The sequence below is a fragment of the Streptomyces xylophagus genome, assembly GCF_000716435.1.
Lineage (GTDB): Bacteria > Actinomycetota > Actinomycetes > Streptomycetales > Streptomycetaceae > Streptomyces > Streptomyces xylophagus.
In genome coordinates this window covers 454,579-472,222 of record NZ_JNWO01000002.1, presented here as the reverse complement: position 1 = coordinate 472,222, position 17,644 = coordinate 454,579, and the positions used below count along the sequence as shown (strand labels likewise).

Below are 17,644 nucleotides of genomic sequence, written 5' to 3'. Positions count from 1 at the left end.
TTCCCGGGAGGATCGGCGGGAGCTACGGGACTTCCTGGTACGGCGCGTACCACCCAGCAGCCTGGCCTTCATTTCTGAGGAGACATCCTCTGGACCCCGATGGCCGCAAGGAATTCGAGTTTGCTGCGGGCGTCGGTGCCTGGCTGCGGCGTGTACACCACGAGGCGGAGGTTCGTGTCCTGGGTGGCGAGGATGTCGGAGTTCATGGCGATGTCTCCGACATCCGGGTGCTGGACGAGTTTGTGCGCACTCTGGTGACCGCCCACCGCTCGGCGGCTCCACAGCTCGCGGAACCGTGGGCTGAGGTTCAGCTTCGACACCAACGCCGTGAGGTCGGGATCGTCGGGGTACCGGCTCGTCGTCGCGCGGAGGTCGGCGACGAGGGACTCCTCGAACGCCGCCCGCTCGGCCGCCGTCTGCCGGACCCGGGGCAGCTCACCCAGGAACTGCCAGACCAGGACGTTGCGATCTCCCACACCGTGCACCGTGGGATCGCCGAACGCGGCCGCGAACAGCGGATTCCAGTGCAGCAACTGCCAGGTGGCGTCGTAGATCGCCAACGGGTTGCCGGCGAGCTGGTCCACGATCCGGTACAGGCTCCCCGGGATCATTCGCGGAACCCGGGTCGGATCCGCCGCGTGACCTGCCATGCGCAAAAGGTGGGCATGCTCGTCGTCGGACAGATGCAGGGCTCGAGCCAGGGCCGAGCAGACCTGCGCCGAGGGTGTCGCCACTCGTCCCTGCTCCAGCCGGACCACGTACTCGACCGAGATGCCGGCCAGCGTCGCCAGCTCCGCGCGCCGCAGACCGGGGACCCGACGGGGTGAGCCGTGTGCGAATCCCACCGTCGCGGGATCCAGCCGGTCCCGCCACGCCCGTAGCGCGGCACCGAGTTGATCCATGCACACCATCCTCCCGCAGACCCCGCCCCGCTGGGTGGTACGCGCTGTACCACGAAGCCCCGTAGCTCCCGCCGACGCTCCCGGGGGCTCAGTGTCGAGTGGTGAACGGCGCACAACGACGCTGTTCGGAGTCAGGAGGAGCAGGCATGACCACCACGTCGAACCGCTACGTCACCGTGCTGTGGGAGGCCCGGGCCAGATCCGGGAAGGAGGACGCGATGAAGGCGTTCATGACAGCCGCCGTCACCGCATCGCGCCACGACGCGGGCAACATCGACTACGAGGCCCACCAGGTCGAGGGAGAACCGGGCACGTTCGTCATCTTCGAGCGCTGGGAGAGCCGCGAGGCCCTCGAAGACCACCTGCGGGCACCCCGCATGCAGGACCTGGTGCCCCGACTGCTGGAACTGATGGACGGCGGCATCGAGGACGGGATCCGCTTCCTGCACCCGTTCCGCCCGGCACGGTAAGCCCCCCACGCCCGATGCCTATTACCGGTGGGCAGCGCTCTTCAGCGGTGAGGACTCCCCTCCTCGTAGGTGATGTCGTAAGGGGCCGCGATCGGATTGATCTTCACGGGGTCCAGCCGCCCGTCGGTCAACACGGTGGGCCCTGCCTCGAACAGGTCCTCGAGGTAGTGCTCCCAGCCACCGGGTGAAGAGATCTGCAGGACTCGCGGCGGTGGGTCGGAGGCGCGGCGGAGTGCGTGCGGAATGCCGTGGGGCAGCAGTGCGAAGGAGCCCCTCGGTGCGAGGTGGACCGCGTCGTCGAACGCGATCTCCAGGACTCCGTCGAGGACGTAGATACCCTCGTCCGCACGGTGATGGGTATGGCGCGGGATGTCCCTCTCCAGGGTCACCTCCAGCAGCGAGAACCGTCCTTCGGTGTCATCGGTCATCGCCTTGACGCAGAACGCGGGCGGCAGCGGGATCCGCCCCGGCCGGGCGGCACCCGGCGCCAGCAGGATGAACCGTTCGTCAGCCATGGACGCGCCCCTTCGTGTTCCCGCTCTTCTCACCCTTGCCGCCGAACGCCTCCGTGCGGATGAGGTCGAGGAAGCTCGGGGTGTCCTGCGTGGTGCGTACGTCGATGAAGGCGCGCACATGCCGATCGTCGACGGCCTGCCGCAGCAACTCGTGCGCGAGATCGGCCCGCGCGGTGTACCGGCCGGGGAGGCGCTCCCGGCCGACCTGGTAGTCGCTGACCGCGTTCCGGTCGAACAGGCCGCCGGGACGGATGACCGTCCAGTCGAGGTCGGTCTCGCGGACGATCTCCTCCATGCGCCGCATGTCGTCGTACACGGTGCGCCCCATGAAACGTACGACGGACGGCTCCAGCACCTTGCGGAACAGCAGGCCCTCGCCGGGCGCCGCCGTCCCGAAGAGCACGGTCGAGGTCACGCCGACGACGCGTCGGACACCGTGTTTGGTCATGGCCTGTGTGATGTGGCCGATGCCGACGGAGTACACGGTGACCGGGCTTCGGCCGTACGGGACGCCGAGCGCCGAGATCACGGCGTCCTGCCCGGCCACCGCGCGTTCGACCGCGGCGGAGTCGTGCACATCGGCCTCAACCACCCGCAGTCGCGGGCCACTTACCGGAAAGGCCTCGGGATGGCGCGTGACGGCGGTGACCATATGCCCTTCCGCGGCTGCCTGTTGGGCGGCCAGCCGCCCGGTCGTTCCGTTCGCCCCGAAGATGACGATGTTCACTGGGTCTCCCCTCTTCAAGTCGGTTCTGCCGACAAGAGGGGCGGGACGGCACCGAGTGTGACGCCGGGGAGCACCGGTGAGACATGGCCGACACTTTCCGACGGGAGGTCACACTCACGACGGCACGGCCGGAGTCAGGTCACCAGGAGGTGGGCGTCTGCGACGGCTGGTTCGGGAACACGGAGTCGCCGCCGAACAGCGGCGCGGGCGCGGACCCAGAAGTCTCCGCCTCGTCCTCGCCGAGCATCATGTCGGGGTCGAACATGACGATCACGGCGGCGACCAGGAGCACGAGGAGCGGGCCGGCGAGCATGACCAGGAGGAACGCGACGAGGTCGGCCGAGGACTGCGCGGACACGACCGGGGCCGTGACGTGGACGGAGACCGCGGCCATGCCGGTGTAGTGCATGCCGGTCACTGCCACGCCCATGACGAGGCTCGCGCCCAGGCTCGCCCACAGCGCGTGGATGGAGACCGCCGCCCACAGGGCCGCGGTGGCGGCGCCGATGGCGATCACGACGGAGAGCAGGACGGTCAGAGTGTCGTAGTGGAGGGTGCCGTTCGTGTGGATGGCGGCCATCCCGAGGTAGTGCATGGCCGCGACACCGAGGCCCGTGACCGCGCCCGCCACGCCCAGGTTCAGCGGCGAACCGCCTCGGTAGCCGACGAGGAACACTCCTACGGCGACCACCGCGATCGCCACGGCGAGACTCAGGAGCGTCTTCGTCGTGTCGTAGCGGACCAGCGCGCCCTGGACGCTGAAGCCGATCATGGCGATGAAGTGCATGGTCCATATGCCGCAGCCGATCGACACGGCGCCCAGTGCCAGCCAGCGGGCTCTGTGCTGCGGGCGGCGCAGCGAACGGGTCGTGCAGCGCAGCCCGAGGGCCGCTCCCAGGCACGCCATCAGATAGGCGGCGATGGGAGTCACGGCGCCGTAGTAGAAGTCGGAGACGGTGGCGGAGGCGACGGTCATGGAGGGTTCCCTTCACGTACGTGACGGCGGGCGGCACCGCAGTCGTGGTGTGCCGGCACGGTGACGCGGCGCACGTTCCCGTCGGGCGGACCGCTGGCGTTCCGGGCCATGCCGGGCGCGGGCCGGTGCTCGGCCTCCGGTCGGGAGGGGCACGGGGACTGCGGTGCGCTACGGCAGGGGCGCGCGCGGATCGACCACTCCCGCCCCTGCCGCACGTTCGTACCGGCTCGGCCGGGCGGACCTGTTCGAGCGCGCGGACATCCTGCTGACGGACACAGGACACGGGGAACCGAACGGTCGACTTCAAGCCACCAGGCCGAGTTGTGCATGATTCAATCACGGCGTTCACACATTTCCTACACAACCTGGAGGTGTGTTAGCCGAATCGATACTTCGCCACTACTGCCCATAAAGCCCACCAGCATGGGGAGTTCAGTGACCGGCACTCTGACCGCCGTCGACGTGCAGGATCTCGCCGGTGACGAAGGTCGCGTTCTCCAGGAACACGATCGCGTCGACGACATCGGCGACCTCGCCCATCCGCCCGAGCGGGTGCAGCGCGGCGAGGCTCTCGGACGTCTCCGGGTTCAGGGGAGTTCTGATGACGCCCAGCGCGACCGCGTTGCTGCGGATGCCGCGGGAGGCGTACTCGATCGCGAGTGCCTTGGTGGCGGACTGCAGGCCGCCCTTGGTCAGGGAGGCCAGCACCGCGGGGATCGTGGAGTTGGCGTGATCGGCGAGGCTGGTGCTGATCTGGACGATGTGTCCGGTGCCCTGACGGAGCATCTGCCGGACGGCGAGCTGGGTGAGGTGGAAGAAGCCGGTCAGGTTGACTCCTACGACCCTCTCGTACTCCTCTCGCGAGTAGTCGGTGAACGGCTTGGCGAGGTAGAGGCCGGCGTTGTTGACGAGGGTGTCGATCCGGCCGAACCGCTCGATCGCCGCGGTGGCGACGCGCTCGGCCGTGGCGGGATCGGCGATGTCGCCCCGGACGGTGAGGACGTCCGGGTCCTCGGAGGGCGTGATGCCGCGTGAGGTCGCGACGATGGAGTAGCCGAGCTTTCGGTACGCCTCGACCAGGCCGGCGCCGATGCCCTGCGACGCGCCGGTGATGACGGCGACCTTCTTGACGGGAGTGTCCATGGCGGCCCCCTGGATGGTGACGGTGCGGACCGGCTCGTGTCGGCGGGTCGCGTTCGGGTGGGGCATGCCTACCTGTGCGGGGGCCCGAGGTGGGGGAACTCGGGCAGGTAGTCATGCGGCGGCACCCCGCCGGAGGTGACCTTTCCGTTGGTCAGGAAGGCCATCCGGGCGATGAAGACGTCATCGGTGAGTCCCCGCCCGTTGGGATAGACGGCCGGCCGGTCGCGGTCGTAGCGCAGGACGTCCGGCAGGACGGTGGCGGCCGCCGCGCTCGCCTCGGCGGGTGAATAGCCGTTCCCCTCAAGGATCTTCGACCACGGCTGCAGGTACGTCGCCACGTCGTCCGACGGATGTCCGGCGTTGTACGCGTCCTTGGCGTAGTCGGGATTGATGAACGGGTTGATCGTCGGATGCCCGCCGCGGTCCACCTGGACGAGCGTACCGTCGCGGCGCACGCTCACGGTCGCCCACAGGTGGATCACCGGATCCGGGCCGAGCATGTCGTCGGGCACCTCGAGCGCGATGCACTGCACGTCCTTGTCGGCGAACGCGTCCTGCCCCGTCCACTCAAAACCGTGCAGGGCGCCTTCGGCGTCGGCGAAGAACGGATCGCTGCGTACGCCGGTGAACAGTCGGCAGCGCCCCGCCTGGACGGGCTGCGCCGACGCGTCCAGACCGACCGGTACGGCACTGGCGAACACCTCACCGGCCGGCCCGGCGCTGCGGGCGTCGGCTCCGGTGGCGTAGAAGGCCGTGCCCGTCTGCCTGCCGTCCTTCGTCTCCGTGAACACGAAGGAGAAGGCGGCGTCGGCCTGGTTGTCGCCGTCGTTGTCGATGTTGATGCGGTACACCGCGTCGGGGTGCAGTTCCGAGCTCATCAGGAACGGCGGGGTCGCGCTCATCCCCGTCGCGAAGGGGTTCACGTCGATGATCAACACCGTTCTGCCGGTGTCGCCGGACGCCGGGAAGGCGTACAGGTCGGTGAGGTCCAGGCGCGCGTCGTCGCCGGGGAACTTGAGATAGGCGGCGCTGAAGTGGTTGGACATGGCGATTCCCTCGGTCGGCCACGAGGTGATCGCGCAGTGCGGAGTTCGTCGCCCTGGCGCTGCGACTCGCGGGACGGTGGGTGACTTCGTCCAGCGTCCCTCGGCGCCGGAGACCGTCGCGCCCGTAGAGCTCACTGGTCCGTGCCGTGCCAGATGGCAGGGGGCGGGAACCGGGCGACACCCTGGTCGGCCGTCGGCCAGGGAGGACCACGGGCGCGAGCGACGACCCGGCCGACCGATCCTGGGCGGGGCGACGGCCGAGGAGGCCCGACATGGAGTACCTGGTCACGATGACGACCCGGGTTCCGGGCGGAACACCGGCGGACGAGGTGGACCACCTGCGGGGGCGCGAGGCCGCGCAGACCCGTCAGCCGGCGGCTCGGGGGCGCGTCCTGCGCCTGTGGCGTCCGCCGCCGGAGCCGGGCGAGTGGCGCTCGATCGGGCTGTTCGCCGCCGACGACTCCGACGGCCTGGAGCGGACTCTCGCCTCGATGCCCCTGCGGGTCTGGCGGACGGACGAGGTCACCGCGCTCGGCCCGCACCCCGACGACCCCGGGCGGGGCCGGATTCCGCTCTCGGAGAGCAGCCAGGAGTTCCTGGTCACGCTCGTCGTGGAGGTGCCGTACGGAACGAGCGGCGAGACCCTTGAGGAGATGACCACCCGGGACGACGACCGCGCTGGTGATCCGGCCGCCCAGAGCCACCTGGTCCGGTTGTGGAGGCTGCCCGGCGAGGGGCGGAACCTCGGCCTCTGGCACGCCGCCGGAGCCGGGCAGATGCGGGACGTCCTGCGCTCCCTGCCGCTCGCCGACTGGCTCACGGTCGAGACGGTGCCGCTGACCAGGCATCCCGGCGACCCGGCGAGCGTCCCGGGGTCCGGCGTTTCCAGCGGCTCAACGGCCTGACCGGCACGGCCCAGCAAGGAGGAAGCAGTGAACGAGCTCTCAGGAAGCACCGTTGTCGTCATCGGCGGCAGCTCCGGCATCGGGCTGGAGACGGCGCGCCAGGCCCACGCGGGCGGCTCGAGGATCGTCATCACCGGTCGTGACCAGGCACGGCTCGAGACCGCGCGTGACGAACTCGACGCGTCGGCCGCGACACTCGACCTGGGTGACGCGGCGGGACTGCACCGGTTCTTCGCGGAACTGCCCGCTCCGGTCGACCACGTCCTCGTCGCCGGTGGTGGACCGGTCTACGCGCCGATCGTCGACATGGACTTCGAGCTGGCGCGCAGCGTGCTCGACGAGCATCTGCTCGGATCGCTGCGCATCGCACGGGAGTGCGCGACGTGTGTCCGTCCCGGCGGTTCGCTGACGTACATCACCGGTACGCACGCCCGCCGCCCCGGCGTGGGTCTGAGTATCGCGGCCGTCGCTGCGGCCGGCCTGCCCGCGATCACGGCGAACGCCGCCCTCGAACTCGCCCCGGTCCGGGTCAACGCGATCGCCGCCGGCTTCGTCGACACCCCGCTGTCGGCGCGCCTGCTCGGCGACGAACTGGAGCAGCGCCGCGCGGAGTTGCGTGCCACGCTGCCGATCCGGCGGGTCGTGGGACCGTCGGACGTGGCCGCGCTCGCCCTGCACCTGATGACCAACACGGCCCTCACCGGGGCGACTTACGATATCGACGGCGGCCAGCAGCTCATCCCCTGACCCCAATCTCCTACTCCGGTGTGGCCTCGTACCCGGCGCGGGGCAGGACGTCGCGGAGCTGTCTACGGGAGGTGATCGACAGCTTGGTGAAGATCTTCCGCAGGTGCCACTCGACGGTTCGCGGGCTCAGGAACAGGCGGGATCCGACCTCCGGGTTGGAGAAGCCGTCCTGCACGAGCGACGCGATCTGCTGTTCCTGCGGGGTCAGTTCGTCGCTCGACGAGGCCTCGAACGTGCGCTTGCGCACGGTCTCCCCCGTGGCGAGCAGTTCGCGGCGGGCCCGTTCGGCGAACGCCTCCATACCGATCGACCCGAACATCTCGTGAGCCGTGCGGAGATGGCCGCGCGCGTCGCTCCGCCGACGGCCCCGGCGCAGCCATTCGCCGTACAGCAGGTGGGCACGCGCCAGTTCGGGGCGCAGCTGTGTCCGGCCCAGCCGCTCGATCGCCCTGCGGTAGAGGCGGTCCGCGGGTGCCCCGGTGCTGAGCAGGGCCCGGCAGCGGGCCAGGGTTCCCTGCGCCCAGTCGGTGTCGCACGGCTCCGCCGTGTCCGCGAGTCGAGCGAGCGCGTCACCGGCGACGTCCTCCTCCCCGACGCGCACCGCCGACTCGACGAGTTCGGGCAACACCCAGACGGAGACCCACAGTTCGGCGATCCGGCTGCTGATCTGGGCCGCCGACATCGCCTGTTCGTAGCGGGCGAGGCCGTTGTAGAGGACGGCGGCGGCCCAGTGGGCGGTCGTGACGCCCATCAACTGGCCGCTCGCACCGGCCTCTTCGATCGTCGCGGCGATGAGCGCCTCCGCGTCGGCGCTACGGCCCCGCAGTGCGCTGAGCCGCAGCTTGACGTGCGGTGCCAGGGGAACGCCGGTCGCCGCGGCGACGATGTCCGCCTCGTCGACGATCGACGCGGCGGCGGTGAAGTCCCCGGTCCAGGTGGTCGCCATGCCCAACGACGCGAGACAGAAAGGGAGTTCGGTCAGGGCGCCGGCCGCGCGCGCCACTTCGACGGCCCGGCTGTACGTGCTGCGCATGGCCCGGTCGTCCCAGACGGCCGCGCTGACGCCGTTGGCCACCCAGCCCCACTTCAGGACGTCGGACGCGGGAAGATCCGCGAGCGCCGCCACCGCCCGCCGCAGGGCGGGGACGGCGGCGGCGCGGCCGTCGGTGACGAGCAGCGCGCAGGCATCGCTGACGAGATCGAGGGCGTGGGGAGTTCCCGTTGCCGCCGGAAGTGCTCTCATCGCCCAGGAGATCGCCAGGAGGCTGTCCGCGTCCGCGGCGACCAGTGCCGCGGTGCCCCACGCGATCAGGTAGGTCTCACGCGCGAGGCCCTTGTCGAAGGGCTCCAGCCGCTGCGCGGCCGTCAGCAACAGCGGTGGCGCCTCCTGGTCGAGACCGGCGGCGAACGTGATCCGGCTGCGCACGAGATGGGCTCGGGCGCGTTGGAACTCGTTCTGTGCGTACTGGTCCGCGATGTCGACGAACCGGCGGGCGGCAGCGAGGTCGCCTGCCTGGAGGCTGACGTCGGCGGCCTCCACCGCCCGTTCGGCGCGCCGTGACGTGTCGCCGGTGAGTGCCACGGCTCGCTGCAGGAACGCGGCCGCGGCGGCCAGTCCGCCGCGTGCCTGCGCGCGGCCGGCGGAGCGTTCGAGTTCGGCGGCGACGGATTCGTCCGGGCCCGCGGTGGCGGAGGCGAGGTGCCAGGCACGACGGTCCGGGTCGGCCTGCGGGTCGGTGGCCTCCGCCAGAGCCAGGTGCGCGGCCCGGCGGTCCTCTTCCGTCGCCGACCGGTAGACGGCCGACCGGACGAGCGGGTGCCGGAACGTGACGCGTACGTCGAAGGACAGCAGCCCGTCCGTGCCGCCGACGAGCGCCGTCTCCGGTGTCACACCGAGCCGGTCGGCCGCCGCCCACACCAGGGCGGGGTCGCCGACCGGTTCCGCGGCGGCGACCAGCAGGAGCAGCCGGGTCTCGTCCGGGAGGGCTTCGATCCGGCTCAGGAAGCTCTGTTCGATCCGGCCCGGCAGTGTGTCGCCGTTCAACAGGCCGAGTCCTCCGGCGAGTTGGGTGAGCGTCAACCCGCGGGGCAGTTCGAGGAGGGCGAGGGGATTGCCCTTGGTCTCCGCGACGAGGCGGTCGCGGATGTCCTGGTCGAGCCGGGTGTGGGTGACCGAGTCGAGCAGGGTGTGGGCGTCGGCGTCACGCAGCCCGGTGACCTCCAGCTCCGGCAGTCCGAGCAGGTCCTCGGGCTCCTCGCGGGCTCCGAAGACGAGGGCGACCGACTCCGCCAGCAGTCGTCGGGCGACGAAGCCCAGGATCTGTGCCGAGACCCGGTCCATCCACTGCGCGTCGTCGACCAGGCAGAGCAGCGGGTGCTTCGCGGAGGCGTCCGACAGCAGACCGAGTACCGCCATGCCGACCAGGAAGCGATCGGGCGGGGGTCCCGCTCGTATCCCGAACACCGTCTCCAGTGCGGCGCACTGCGGCTGGGGGAGGTTCTTCAGGCGTTCGAGCAGCGGCACACAGACCTGGTGCAGGGTGGCGAACGCGAGCTCCATCTCGGATTCGATGCCGACGGCGTGCAGCACGCGCAGGTCGGTCGCCGTCTGCGTCGCGTAGTCGAGGAGGGCCGATATTCCGACGCCGGGTGGGCCGTGGACAACGAGCGTGCTGCTCTCTCCGCTACGGGCCGCGCCGATCATCCGGTCGAGCAGGGCACACTCGGTCCGCCTGCCGAGAAGGCCGGCCTGTGCCCCGTCCCGTGAGCTGTGCTCCGCATGCGCCACGGTTGCCCGCCTTCGTCGCGGTCTGCCCCCTGGTCACACTGCACGCTACAACGGCGGGGCCGCACCCTGAATCCTGGCGGGGTAAAGCCCCTTTTCGTGGTCCCGTCGCAGGTGGCGGGTCAAGCCACTGGGAGCGGATTTCAGGCCAATGCGGTCAGGAAGGCCCGGATCCGCTCCGCGGCCTCGTCGGCGCACGTGTCCAGGACGAAGTGGCCGCCGTCGAGCAGATGGACCTCCGCGTCGGGCAGATCGGCCCGGTACGAGTCGGCCTCCCGCGCCTGGAACGACGCGTCGTGGCGTCCCCAGAGCACCAGCGTGCGCGGCTGACGGTCGCGCAGCCACTGCTGCCAGACCGGGTAGGCGGCGAGGTTGGTGCGGTAGTCGTAGAACAGGTCCAGCTGGATCTCCGCCTGCCCCGGCCGGTTGAGGAAGGCGAACTCGTCCGTCCACAGGTCGGGGTCGTAGCGGTCGGTGGCGGGGTCGTTCCCCAGGTGTCGTCCGCGCGTGGCGGCCAGGGAGAGGAAGTTCTCCCGCAGCTCCGGTTCATGGGTGGCACGATCTGCCCAGAAGGCGCGTCGTGTCTCCCACAGCGGCCCCAGTCCGCTCTCGTGGGCCACCGCGTTCAGGATGACCAACGCCTCCAGTCGCTCCGGGTGCGCCATGGCCATGCGGAACCCGACCGGCCCGCCGTAGTCCTGCAGGACGAGCGTGTACTGCTCGATGCCGAGCGCGTCCCCGAAGCCGTTCATCACCTCGGCCAGGTGGTCGAAGGTGTACGCGAACCCGGTCGGCGCGGGAGCGCTGCTGTGGCCGAATCCCGGGTAGTCGGGCGCGATCAGTCGCCACCGGTCGGCCAGGCGTCCGAGGAGCGGTTCGTACATGCGCGACGAGGACGGGAAGCCGTGCAGGAGCAGCAGGACGGGGGCGTCGGGCGGTCCGGCCTCGCGGTAGAAGATCTCCAGGTCGTCGACCTTCAGCGTGCGGTAGTGCGTCACTGCGACGCCTTCCCCTCCGTGGCCCGCATCTGCTCGTGCAGGTCCTTGAGCGCGGCGACGTAGATCTCCGAGAACGTGGGGAACGGCTGGATCGTGTCCCGCAGCACGTCCAGCGGGACGCGGGCGCGGACGGCGAGGGTCGCCTGTTGCAACCACTCCCCCGCCTCCGGGCCGAGGGCGTACGCGCCGGTGATCACCCGGCCGTCGCTGAGCAGCGTGAGGAACCCGTTGGCGTCGGCGTAGGCGCGGGTGTAGGCCGCGGTCTTGGCCACCCCGGAGATCGGGACGGTGGCGCTGAACCGTGCCTCGCCCGCACCCACCGACGCCGCCTGCGGATCGGTGTAGACGACGCGGGGCACGGCCGTGTAGTCGGCCTCGCGGGGTTCGCCGAGGATGTTGGCGGCGACGATCTCGCCCTGGTACTTGCCTACATGGGTCAGCATCCAAAGGCCGGTGGCGTCGCCGACGACCCACAGCCGCTCGGCGGCACGCAGACGCGAGTCGACGGGAATGCCGTGCTCGTCGGCCTTCACGCCCACGGTGTCCAGGCCGATGTCGTCGACGCGCGGGCGGCGCCCGGTGGCCACGAGGAGACGGTCGCCGCGCAGTTCCCGCCCGTCGTCGAGCGTCAGGACGTAGTCCTCGCCGTCGCGCCCGGCGGCGACCGTCCGGGGGCCGAGAACGAGCTCGACCCCGTCGCGGCGCAGCACCTCGCCGAGCGCCTCGCCCAGCGGCCGGGGCTCGCGGGGCAGGACGTACCGGCCGTGGGCCGTGAGGACCACCTCGCCGCCCAGTCGGCGTACGGCCTGGGCCATCTCGACGCCGACGGGGCCTGCGCCGAGCACGATCAGCCGGCGCGGGATCGCCTTCATGCCGGTCACTTCGCGGTTGGTCCACACGCCGGTCAGCTCGGCCAGGCCCGGGACCGGCGGCATGATCGGCGACGCCCCTGTGGCCACGACGACGTGCTCGGCGGTGTGGCGGGCTCCGGCCACCTCCACGACACCCGGTCCCGCCAAACGGCCGGTGCCGCGCAACAGGGCGATGCCGTTGTCGGCCAGCCAGCGTTCCTGTCCGGCGTCGGAGTAGTCCGACACCATGAAGTCCCGCCAGGCCAGGGCCTGTTGGACATCGACCTCGGCGCTCGCCGCGGCCTCTCGTGCGCCGTGCACGGCTTCGCCCGGGCGCAGCAGCGTCTTCGACGGGATGCACGCCCAGTACGAGCACTCGCCGCCGACCAGTTCACGTTCCACCAGGGCGACCCGCAGGCCGCCGTCGGCCAGGGCGCCGGCGCAGTGCTCGCCGGGCGATCCTCCGCCGATCACGATGACGTCGTAGTCGTAACCGTTGTCGTAGCGGCTCATCGGTCCGTCCTCCTCAGCTACCACGTCTGGTCACCGGCGCGGACCAGCATCTCGTTGACGGCCACCCGCCGCTCCCGGGTGACGATGTAGGCGATCGCGTCCGCGACGTCCTCCGCCCGCAGCGGTTCGATCCCGCTGACCTGACGGAGGGCCGCCTCACGGGTGGCCTCGCCGAGGTGATCCACCAACTCCGTCCGTACGGTGCCGGGTTCGACCACGCCGACCCGTACCCGCTCCACGAGCAGTTCCTGGCGCAGGGCTTCGGTGAAGCCGTTGAGGCCGAATTTCGTCAGGTTGTAGACGCTGCTCCCGGGGCGGGCGACGCGTCCGGCCGTCGAGCTCACGTTCACGATGTCGGCGACCTGCCGTGGGGAGGTGGTGGCCGCGTCGATCAGGTAGGGCACGGCGGCGTGGGTGACGTGGAGCAGCGCGGCCACGTTGAGCGAGACCATCCGGTCCCAGTCCTCGATCGTGGCGTGCAGGGCCGTGCCGAGCAGCATGATCCCGGCGTTGTTGACCAGGATGTCGAGCCGCTCCAGCCGCCCGAGCGCGACCTGGACCGCCTGGTACGCCTGCTCGGGCTCGCTGATGTCCGCCTCCACGGCGTGGGCCCGGCCGCCCGCCTCCGTGATGTCCTGGGCGAGCCGGTCCAGGCGGTCGCGACGCCGTGCGACGAGCGCCACCGCCGCGCCCTCCCCGGCGAGGCGGCGCGCGGTCGCGGCACCGATACCGCTACTGGCACCGGTGACCAGCGCGACGGCTCCGGCCAGCGGTTTCTCCGACACGGCGGTGTCACCTCCTCGTGGCGGGCATGACGCGGTACCGAGCTGCCGCCGACCAGGCGGCCGTGCTCACGACGGCAGCTCGGTACCGGCCTGTTCGCGCACCATGTACTGGGCGTACCAGTCGGGCCAGTCCGGGTCCTCGGCGCCGGTACGCGCCTCGTGCTCGCCGTGCGCCGCCGCGGCGCGGCGCAGTGCGCTCGCCAGGTTCTCGGCCGAGGCGAACGTCGTGGCCGCGGGGTCCAGGCGGCCCGGGAGCCGGGTGGTGATCTCCTGGAGGATCCAGCCGTTGCCGTCCGGGTCGCTGAACGAGACGAACGATCCGTAGCTGGTGCGCCGCGGGTCCGGTCCGGGCACCCGGGCGTCGGTTCCGGCGTGGTGGAAGACGCCGCCCTCGTCGTGGAACACGTCGCTGGGATCGGCGCCGACCCGCTTGAGTTCGTCGTGGGCGGCGTCGATGTCGTCCACGATCAGCTGCAGGCCCTGAGCCGTGCCCGGTGTCTGGGACGTGACGGAGGTGCCGAAGATGACGGAGGCCGGCGAGCCCGGCGGGGTCACCTGTACCACCCGGAAGTTCTCATCGGTGGCGACGTCGGCGTCGAGCCGCCAGCCCAGCGCCGTGTAGAAGTTCTTGGCCCGGTCCACGTCACCGACCGGCACCACGACGACTTCGAGCTTCATGTCCATGAGCTGCGCCTCCGTTCTCGGACGAACTGCCGACTCCACCAGAGTCGCCGCTGCGGCCCTTGTTCGCGCCAGGGAGTCTCCCTGGCCCGCGCCTCAGAGGCGGTCGGCGTCCAGGACCGCGCGGGCGAACGCCTCCGGGGCTTCCTGGGGCACGTTGTGCCCGATGCCGGCGAGGGCGCGGTGGTCGTACGGGCCGGTGAACTTGGCGCGGTACGCGCTCCCGTCGCCCGCCGGGGTGAAGGGGTCCAGCTCACCGTCGAGAGTGATCGTGGGCACGGCGATGACCGGGCCCGCGGCGAGCTTGGACTCGATGCCGTCGTAGCGCGGGTCTCCCGCGGCGAGGCCCAGCCGCCAGCGGTAGTTGTGGATCACGATGCTCACGTAGTCCGGGTTCTCGAAGGCCTGCGCGGTGCGGTCGAACGTGGCGTCGTCGAAGTGCCAGGTCGGGGAGACGTTGCGCCAGATCAGCTTGGCGAAGTCGTGCCCGTACTGGGCCAGGCCCAGCTCACCGCGCTCGGTGGCGAAGTAGTACTGGTACCACCACGCCAACTCGGCGGCCGGAGGCAGCGGTTGCTTGTTCTTCTCCCGGTTGGTGATGAGGTAGCCGGTCACCGAGACCAGCGCCTTGCAGCGCCGGGGCCACAGTGCCGCGATGATGTCGGCCGTCCGCGCTCCCCAGTCGAAGCCGCCGAGCAGCGCCTTCTCGATCCGCAGTGCGTCCATCAGGGCGATGATGTCCAGGGCGACCACGGCCTGCTGGCCGTTGCGGAAGCTCTTCGCCGACCGGAACGTGGTGGTGCCGTAGCCCCGCAGGTAGGGGACGATCACCCGGTACCCCTCGGCGGCGAGCAGCGGCGCGACGTCGACATAGCTGTGGATGTCGTACGGCCATCCGTGCAGCAGGACGACCACCGGGCCCTTCGCCGGACCGACCTCCGCGTACCCGATGTTCAGCTCGCCGGCCCTGCCCTGCTTCAGCGACGCGAAGGACGTATGCCCCTTCGCCTGCGCGGCAGTTGACGTCTCCGTTCCGGAGGGAGCCGCGGACGCGGGTGACGAGCTGAGCCATCCCGCCAGGGACGCGGCCGCGGTCCCGGCGCCGATGGTCCTGCCGAGGGCTCGCCTGTTGATCATGTGAACCGTCCTGCCTCTGGGGGTGCCGGAGTGCCACCCGCTGGAGGGCGGCCCTGATCAGATTCCGCTGCTGGTCGTCCTGGGCGCCAGGACCGGTTTCCTCGCATGTGGGAGGTTCGGCCTCTCGCCCAGGCACCAGTCATGCGCGGGGTCGCTACTTCAGCAACTCCAGCAGCCGCTCACCGAGGACCGCGGCCGAGTCCGGGTTCTGCCCGGTGATGAGGTTGCGGTCCTCCACCATGTACGGCTTCCAGATCTCGCCGCGGCTGAACTCGACGCCGATCTTGTCCTTCAGCTCCGTCTCCAGCAGCCACGTCACCCGGGAGGCCAGGCCGACGCCCTCCTCCTCGTCGTTGGTGAAGCACGTCATCCGGTAGCCCTTGAAGGGCGACTCGCCGTGGATCCTGGTGGCCAGGATCGCGGAGGGGCCGTGGCACACGATCGCGAGGGGCTTGCCCGAGGCGAGCTGCGCCGTCAGTATCCGGCCCACGTCGGCGTCCAGGGCGAGGTCCGCCATCGGGCCGTGGCCGCCGGGCAGGTACACCGCGTCGTAGTCCTCGAGACGGACGTCCGAGAGCTTGAGCGGGCGCCGCATCACTTCCGCGGACCGGATGATCTCCTCCAGGTCGAGAGCCCCCTGCTCACCGCCCGCCATGGAGGGGCGCAGGCTCATCATGTCGACGTTCGGTGTCACACCGTTCGGTGTCGCGACCACGACGTCGTGGCCCGCCTCCGTGATCAGCTTGTACGGGGCCGCGAACTCCTCGGCCCAGTACCCGGTCGCGTACCTGGTGCCGTCCTTGAGCACCCAGTACGTCGCTCCGGTCAGCACGAAAAGAACCCTCGCCATCTCGATCACTCCTGCCGTCCAGGGCCCGGCACCCGCGTGCACACTGCGGAACCGCCACCTGGTGCCACGCTCCCGCGCACGGTCGGCCGGTCGCACCGGTGGGACACCCTGGTCATCGTCCCCGGGCCCGTGAAAGGCCATCGCAGCAGAGGAGGAGCTACGGCTCAGCCGGTCTGGCCCCGGTTCTCCCGCACCGCCCCGGCCGCCGCCTCCGCGGCTTTCGCCGTCACGTCGGCGGCGGCGCGCGCGGCTCGTCCCGTCACCCGCCAGGTGAGCATGCCCAGTGCCGTGCCCGGGCTCGGCGGGAAGATGCCGAGCTGTCCCAGCATGGCCACGTCGTCGCGGACCGCCTCGTGCCCGACCACCTTGCCGTCCTTGAGGTCGAGCACATGGATCTGTTCGAAGTCGATGTCGCGCCCGGTCGGGGGTATCGCCTGGTCGAGCGCGCCCTCACGGAAGCGGACGAAGGGTCCGGTGTGACGGCCGCGCATGCGCAGCCGTAGCCAGACCTGCTCGTCGTTGTGGGCGATGCCGAGGACCGGGAAGTGCAGGTCGCTGAAGGCGGAGCGCATCCAGGCGCTGGAGGCGAGCACTCCCGCGGGTCCGGGGATGGCGCAGGCGGTGGGAGACACGGCTGCCTCGCGGTTGTGGAAGTCCTGGTGCACCACCTCCGCGGCCAGTGCCGGGTCGCCGGTCTCGAGGATGCGGAAGAGTCCGTGGGCCAGTTCCGTGGCGTCCATGCCCATTGCGTGATCCCTTTCGGGGGAGGTGCGTTCCGACGGGTGGTGCCGATCGACAGGCATTGAGGTTACAGCACGCCTATTGAATTCATCGCCGTAGGATGACCGCATGCCTCCCACGCGCCGTTACGTCTCTCCGCTGCGCGAACAGGCCGCCGCACGGACGCGCGCGCTGATCCTCGAACACGCCACGGAACTGTTCGCCGAGCGCGGCTACGGCCGGGTCACCGTCGCCGATATCGCCTCGGCGGCCGGTGTCGCCTCGAAGACCGTGTTCGCGAGCGTCGGCAGCAAGGGCGACATCCTGGACCTGATCGTCGACCGGGCCGTGATCGCCTCCGGTTACCGGCAGACCATGAGGGATCTGCTCGAACTGCGGACACCGGATGCGGTCCTCAAGGCGCTGGCCCACGGCACGCGGCTGGGTAATGAGGGACAGTTCGCGGTGATCGAGGCGGTCCACAAGGCACTGCCCGTCCACGAGAACAGCGAGGCGCTGTGGGAGCGCATGACGGCCGCGTACCGGGACGCGCTGCACACCGCCGCCCGCCATCTGCACAGCCTCACTCCCCCGCCGTCCCACTCGGCGAAGGAGACCGGCGACCTCCTCTGGTACTGGTTCGGCCCCACCGGCTGGCGCACGCTCGTGGTCGAGAACGGCTGGTCGTGGGACCGCGCGGAGGAAGTCCTCTGCGGCACGGCGGTCGCCACGCTTCGCTGACGCGTCGGCCCGCACGCACCGGCTGCAACCGGAGCACCGTGCGCCGTCGTCAGAACCCCTAACTGCTCATGTTTGTAAGGGTAGTTGGCAACCAAGAGCGTTAGCGTGCGCCACACTCGTCACAAGGGTGTGGGCACAGGGGTGGGAGTGAC

18 protein-coding genes are annotated in these 17,644 nt (G+C 70.6%); 4 read left to right on the top strand and 14 right to left on the bottom strand.

Annotated elements, in window-relative coordinates:
- Positions 1-68: 68 nt before the first annotated feature.
- Positions 69-902: a helix-turn-helix transcriptional regulator gene (locus OO70_RS05570; RefSeq protein WP_051740699.1), complete on the bottom strand. Its 834-nt coding sequence runs from the start codon at positions 900-902 to the stop codon at positions 69-71.
- Between the two features lie 146 nt (positions 903-1,048).
- Between OO70_RS05570 and OO70_RS05565 the strand changes: the two genes are divergently transcribed.
- A complete protein-coding gene (locus tag OO70_RS05565; RefSeq protein ID WP_043664771.1) occupies positions 1,049-1,372 on the top strand; it encodes a putative quinol monooxygenase in 324 nt (107 codons plus the stop codon).
- A 41-nt stretch (positions 1,373-1,413) separates the two neighbouring features.
- Here the strand turns inward: OO70_RS05565 and OO70_RS05560 are convergent, their stop codons facing one another.
- The 5 genes from OO70_RS05560 to OO70_RS05540 all read right to left on the bottom strand — a co-directional run bounded on the left by OO70_RS05560 (position 1,414) and on the right by OO70_RS05540 (position 5,779).
- Positions 1,414-1,887, bottom strand: a complete 474-nt coding sequence (locus OO70_RS05560; RefSeq protein ID WP_043664769.1) for a cupin domain-containing protein — start codon at positions 1,885-1,887, stop codon at positions 1,414-1,416.
- A complete protein-coding gene (locus OO70_RS05555; protein ID WP_051740697.1) occupies positions 1,880-2,614 on the bottom strand; it encodes an NAD(P)-dependent oxidoreductase in 735 nt (244 codons plus the stop codon). Before OO70_RS05555 ends, OO70_RS05560 begins: the two co-directional genes overlap by 8 nt.
- A gap of 139 nt (positions 2,615-2,753) precedes the next feature.
- Positions 2,754-3,590 (bottom strand): MHYT domain-containing protein, encoded by an 837-nt coding sequence (locus OO70_RS05550; RefSeq protein WP_043664766.1) that lies wholly within the window; start codon positions 3,588-3,590, stop codon positions 2,754-2,756.
- A gap of 432 nt (positions 3,591-4,022) precedes the next feature.
- A complete protein-coding gene (locus tag OO70_RS05545) occupies positions 4,023-4,733 on the bottom strand; it encodes an SDR family NAD(P)-dependent oxidoreductase (protein ID WP_043665443.1) in 711 nt (236 codons plus the stop codon).
- A gap of 68 nt (positions 4,734-4,801) precedes the next feature.
- Entirely contained in the window at positions 4,802-5,779 is a 978-nt protein-coding gene (locus OO70_RS05540) for a DUF4331 family protein (protein ID WP_043664763.1), read from the bottom strand.
- Positions 5,780-6,051: 272 nt separating this feature from the next.
- On the opposite strand from OO70_RS05540, the gene OO70_RS56790 reads away from it, so the two are divergent.
- Together OO70_RS56790 and OO70_RS05530 are read left to right on the top strand one after the other, a co-directional pair.
- The gene (locus OO70_RS56790) at positions 6,052-6,684 is read left to right on the top strand and encodes a muconolactone Delta-isomerase family protein (protein ID WP_043664760.1); all 633 of its coding nucleotides are present in this window, start codon (positions 6,052-6,054) and stop codon (positions 6,682-6,684) included.
- Between the two features lie 27 nt (positions 6,685-6,711).
- The gene (locus OO70_RS05530; RefSeq protein ID WP_043664757.1) at positions 6,712-7,431 is read left to right on the top strand and encodes an SDR family oxidoreductase; all 720 of its coding nucleotides are present in this window, start codon (positions 6,712-6,714) and stop codon (positions 7,429-7,431) included.
- A 10-nt stretch (positions 7,432-7,441) separates the two neighbouring features.
- On the opposite strand, the gene OO70_RS05525 is transcribed toward OO70_RS05530, so the two are convergent.
- From OO70_RS05525 to OO70_RS05490, 8 genes are all read right to left on the bottom strand, one after another.
- Entirely contained in the window at positions 7,442-10,219 is a 2,778-nt protein-coding gene (locus OO70_RS05525) for a helix-turn-helix transcriptional regulator (RefSeq protein ID WP_043664755.1), read from the bottom strand.
- Positions 10,220-10,359: 140 nt separating this feature from the next.
- On the bottom strand, positions 10,360-11,214 hold the full coding sequence (locus OO70_RS05520; RefSeq protein WP_043664751.1) for an alpha/beta fold hydrolase: 855 nt from the start codon (positions 11,212-11,214) through the stop codon (positions 10,360-10,362).
- Positions 11,211-12,578 carry a dihydrolipoyl dehydrogenase family protein gene (locus tag OO70_RS05515; protein WP_043664748.1) on the bottom strand — a complete coding sequence of 456 codons (1,368 nt, stop codon included), beginning with the start codon at positions 12,576-12,578 and terminating at the stop codon, positions 11,211-11,213. Before OO70_RS05515 ends, OO70_RS05520 begins: the two co-directional genes overlap by 4 nt.
- Before the next feature lie 17 nt (positions 12,579-12,595).
- Positions 12,596-13,363, bottom strand: coding sequence for an SDR family NAD(P)-dependent oxidoreductase (locus tag OO70_RS05510; protein WP_043664745.1), 768 nt, complete (start codon positions 13,361-13,363; stop codon positions 12,596-12,598).
- A gap of 66 nt (positions 13,364-13,429) precedes the next feature.
- Positions 13,430-14,047, bottom strand: coding sequence for a VOC family protein (locus tag OO70_RS05505; protein WP_043664742.1), 618 nt, complete (start codon positions 14,045-14,047; stop codon positions 13,430-13,432).
- A 93-nt stretch (positions 14,048-14,140) separates the two neighbouring features.
- Complete coding sequence (locus tag OO70_RS05500; RefSeq protein ID WP_043664740.1) at positions 14,141-15,181, bottom strand: alpha/beta fold hydrolase; 1,041 nt, start codon at positions 15,179-15,181, stop codon at positions 14,141-14,143.
- A 154-nt stretch (positions 15,182-15,335) separates the two neighbouring features.
- A complete protein-coding gene (locus OO70_RS05495; protein ID WP_043664738.1) occupies positions 15,336-16,031 on the bottom strand; it encodes a type 1 glutamine amidotransferase domain-containing protein in 696 nt (231 codons plus the stop codon).
- A gap of 164 nt (positions 16,032-16,195) precedes the next feature.
- Positions 16,196-16,771 carry an ester cyclase gene (locus OO70_RS05490; protein ID WP_234336712.1) on the bottom strand — a complete coding sequence of 192 codons (576 nt, stop codon included), beginning with the start codon at positions 16,769-16,771 and terminating at the stop codon, positions 16,196-16,198.
- A gap of 109 nt (positions 16,772-16,880) precedes the next feature.
- On the opposite strand from OO70_RS05490, the gene OO70_RS05485 reads away from it, so the two are divergent.
- Positions 16,881-17,492 (top strand): TetR/AcrR family transcriptional regulator, encoded by a 612-nt coding sequence (locus tag OO70_RS05485; protein ID WP_043664732.1) that lies wholly within the window; start codon positions 16,881-16,883, stop codon positions 17,490-17,492.
- Positions 17,493-17,644 lie beyond the last annotated feature (152 nt).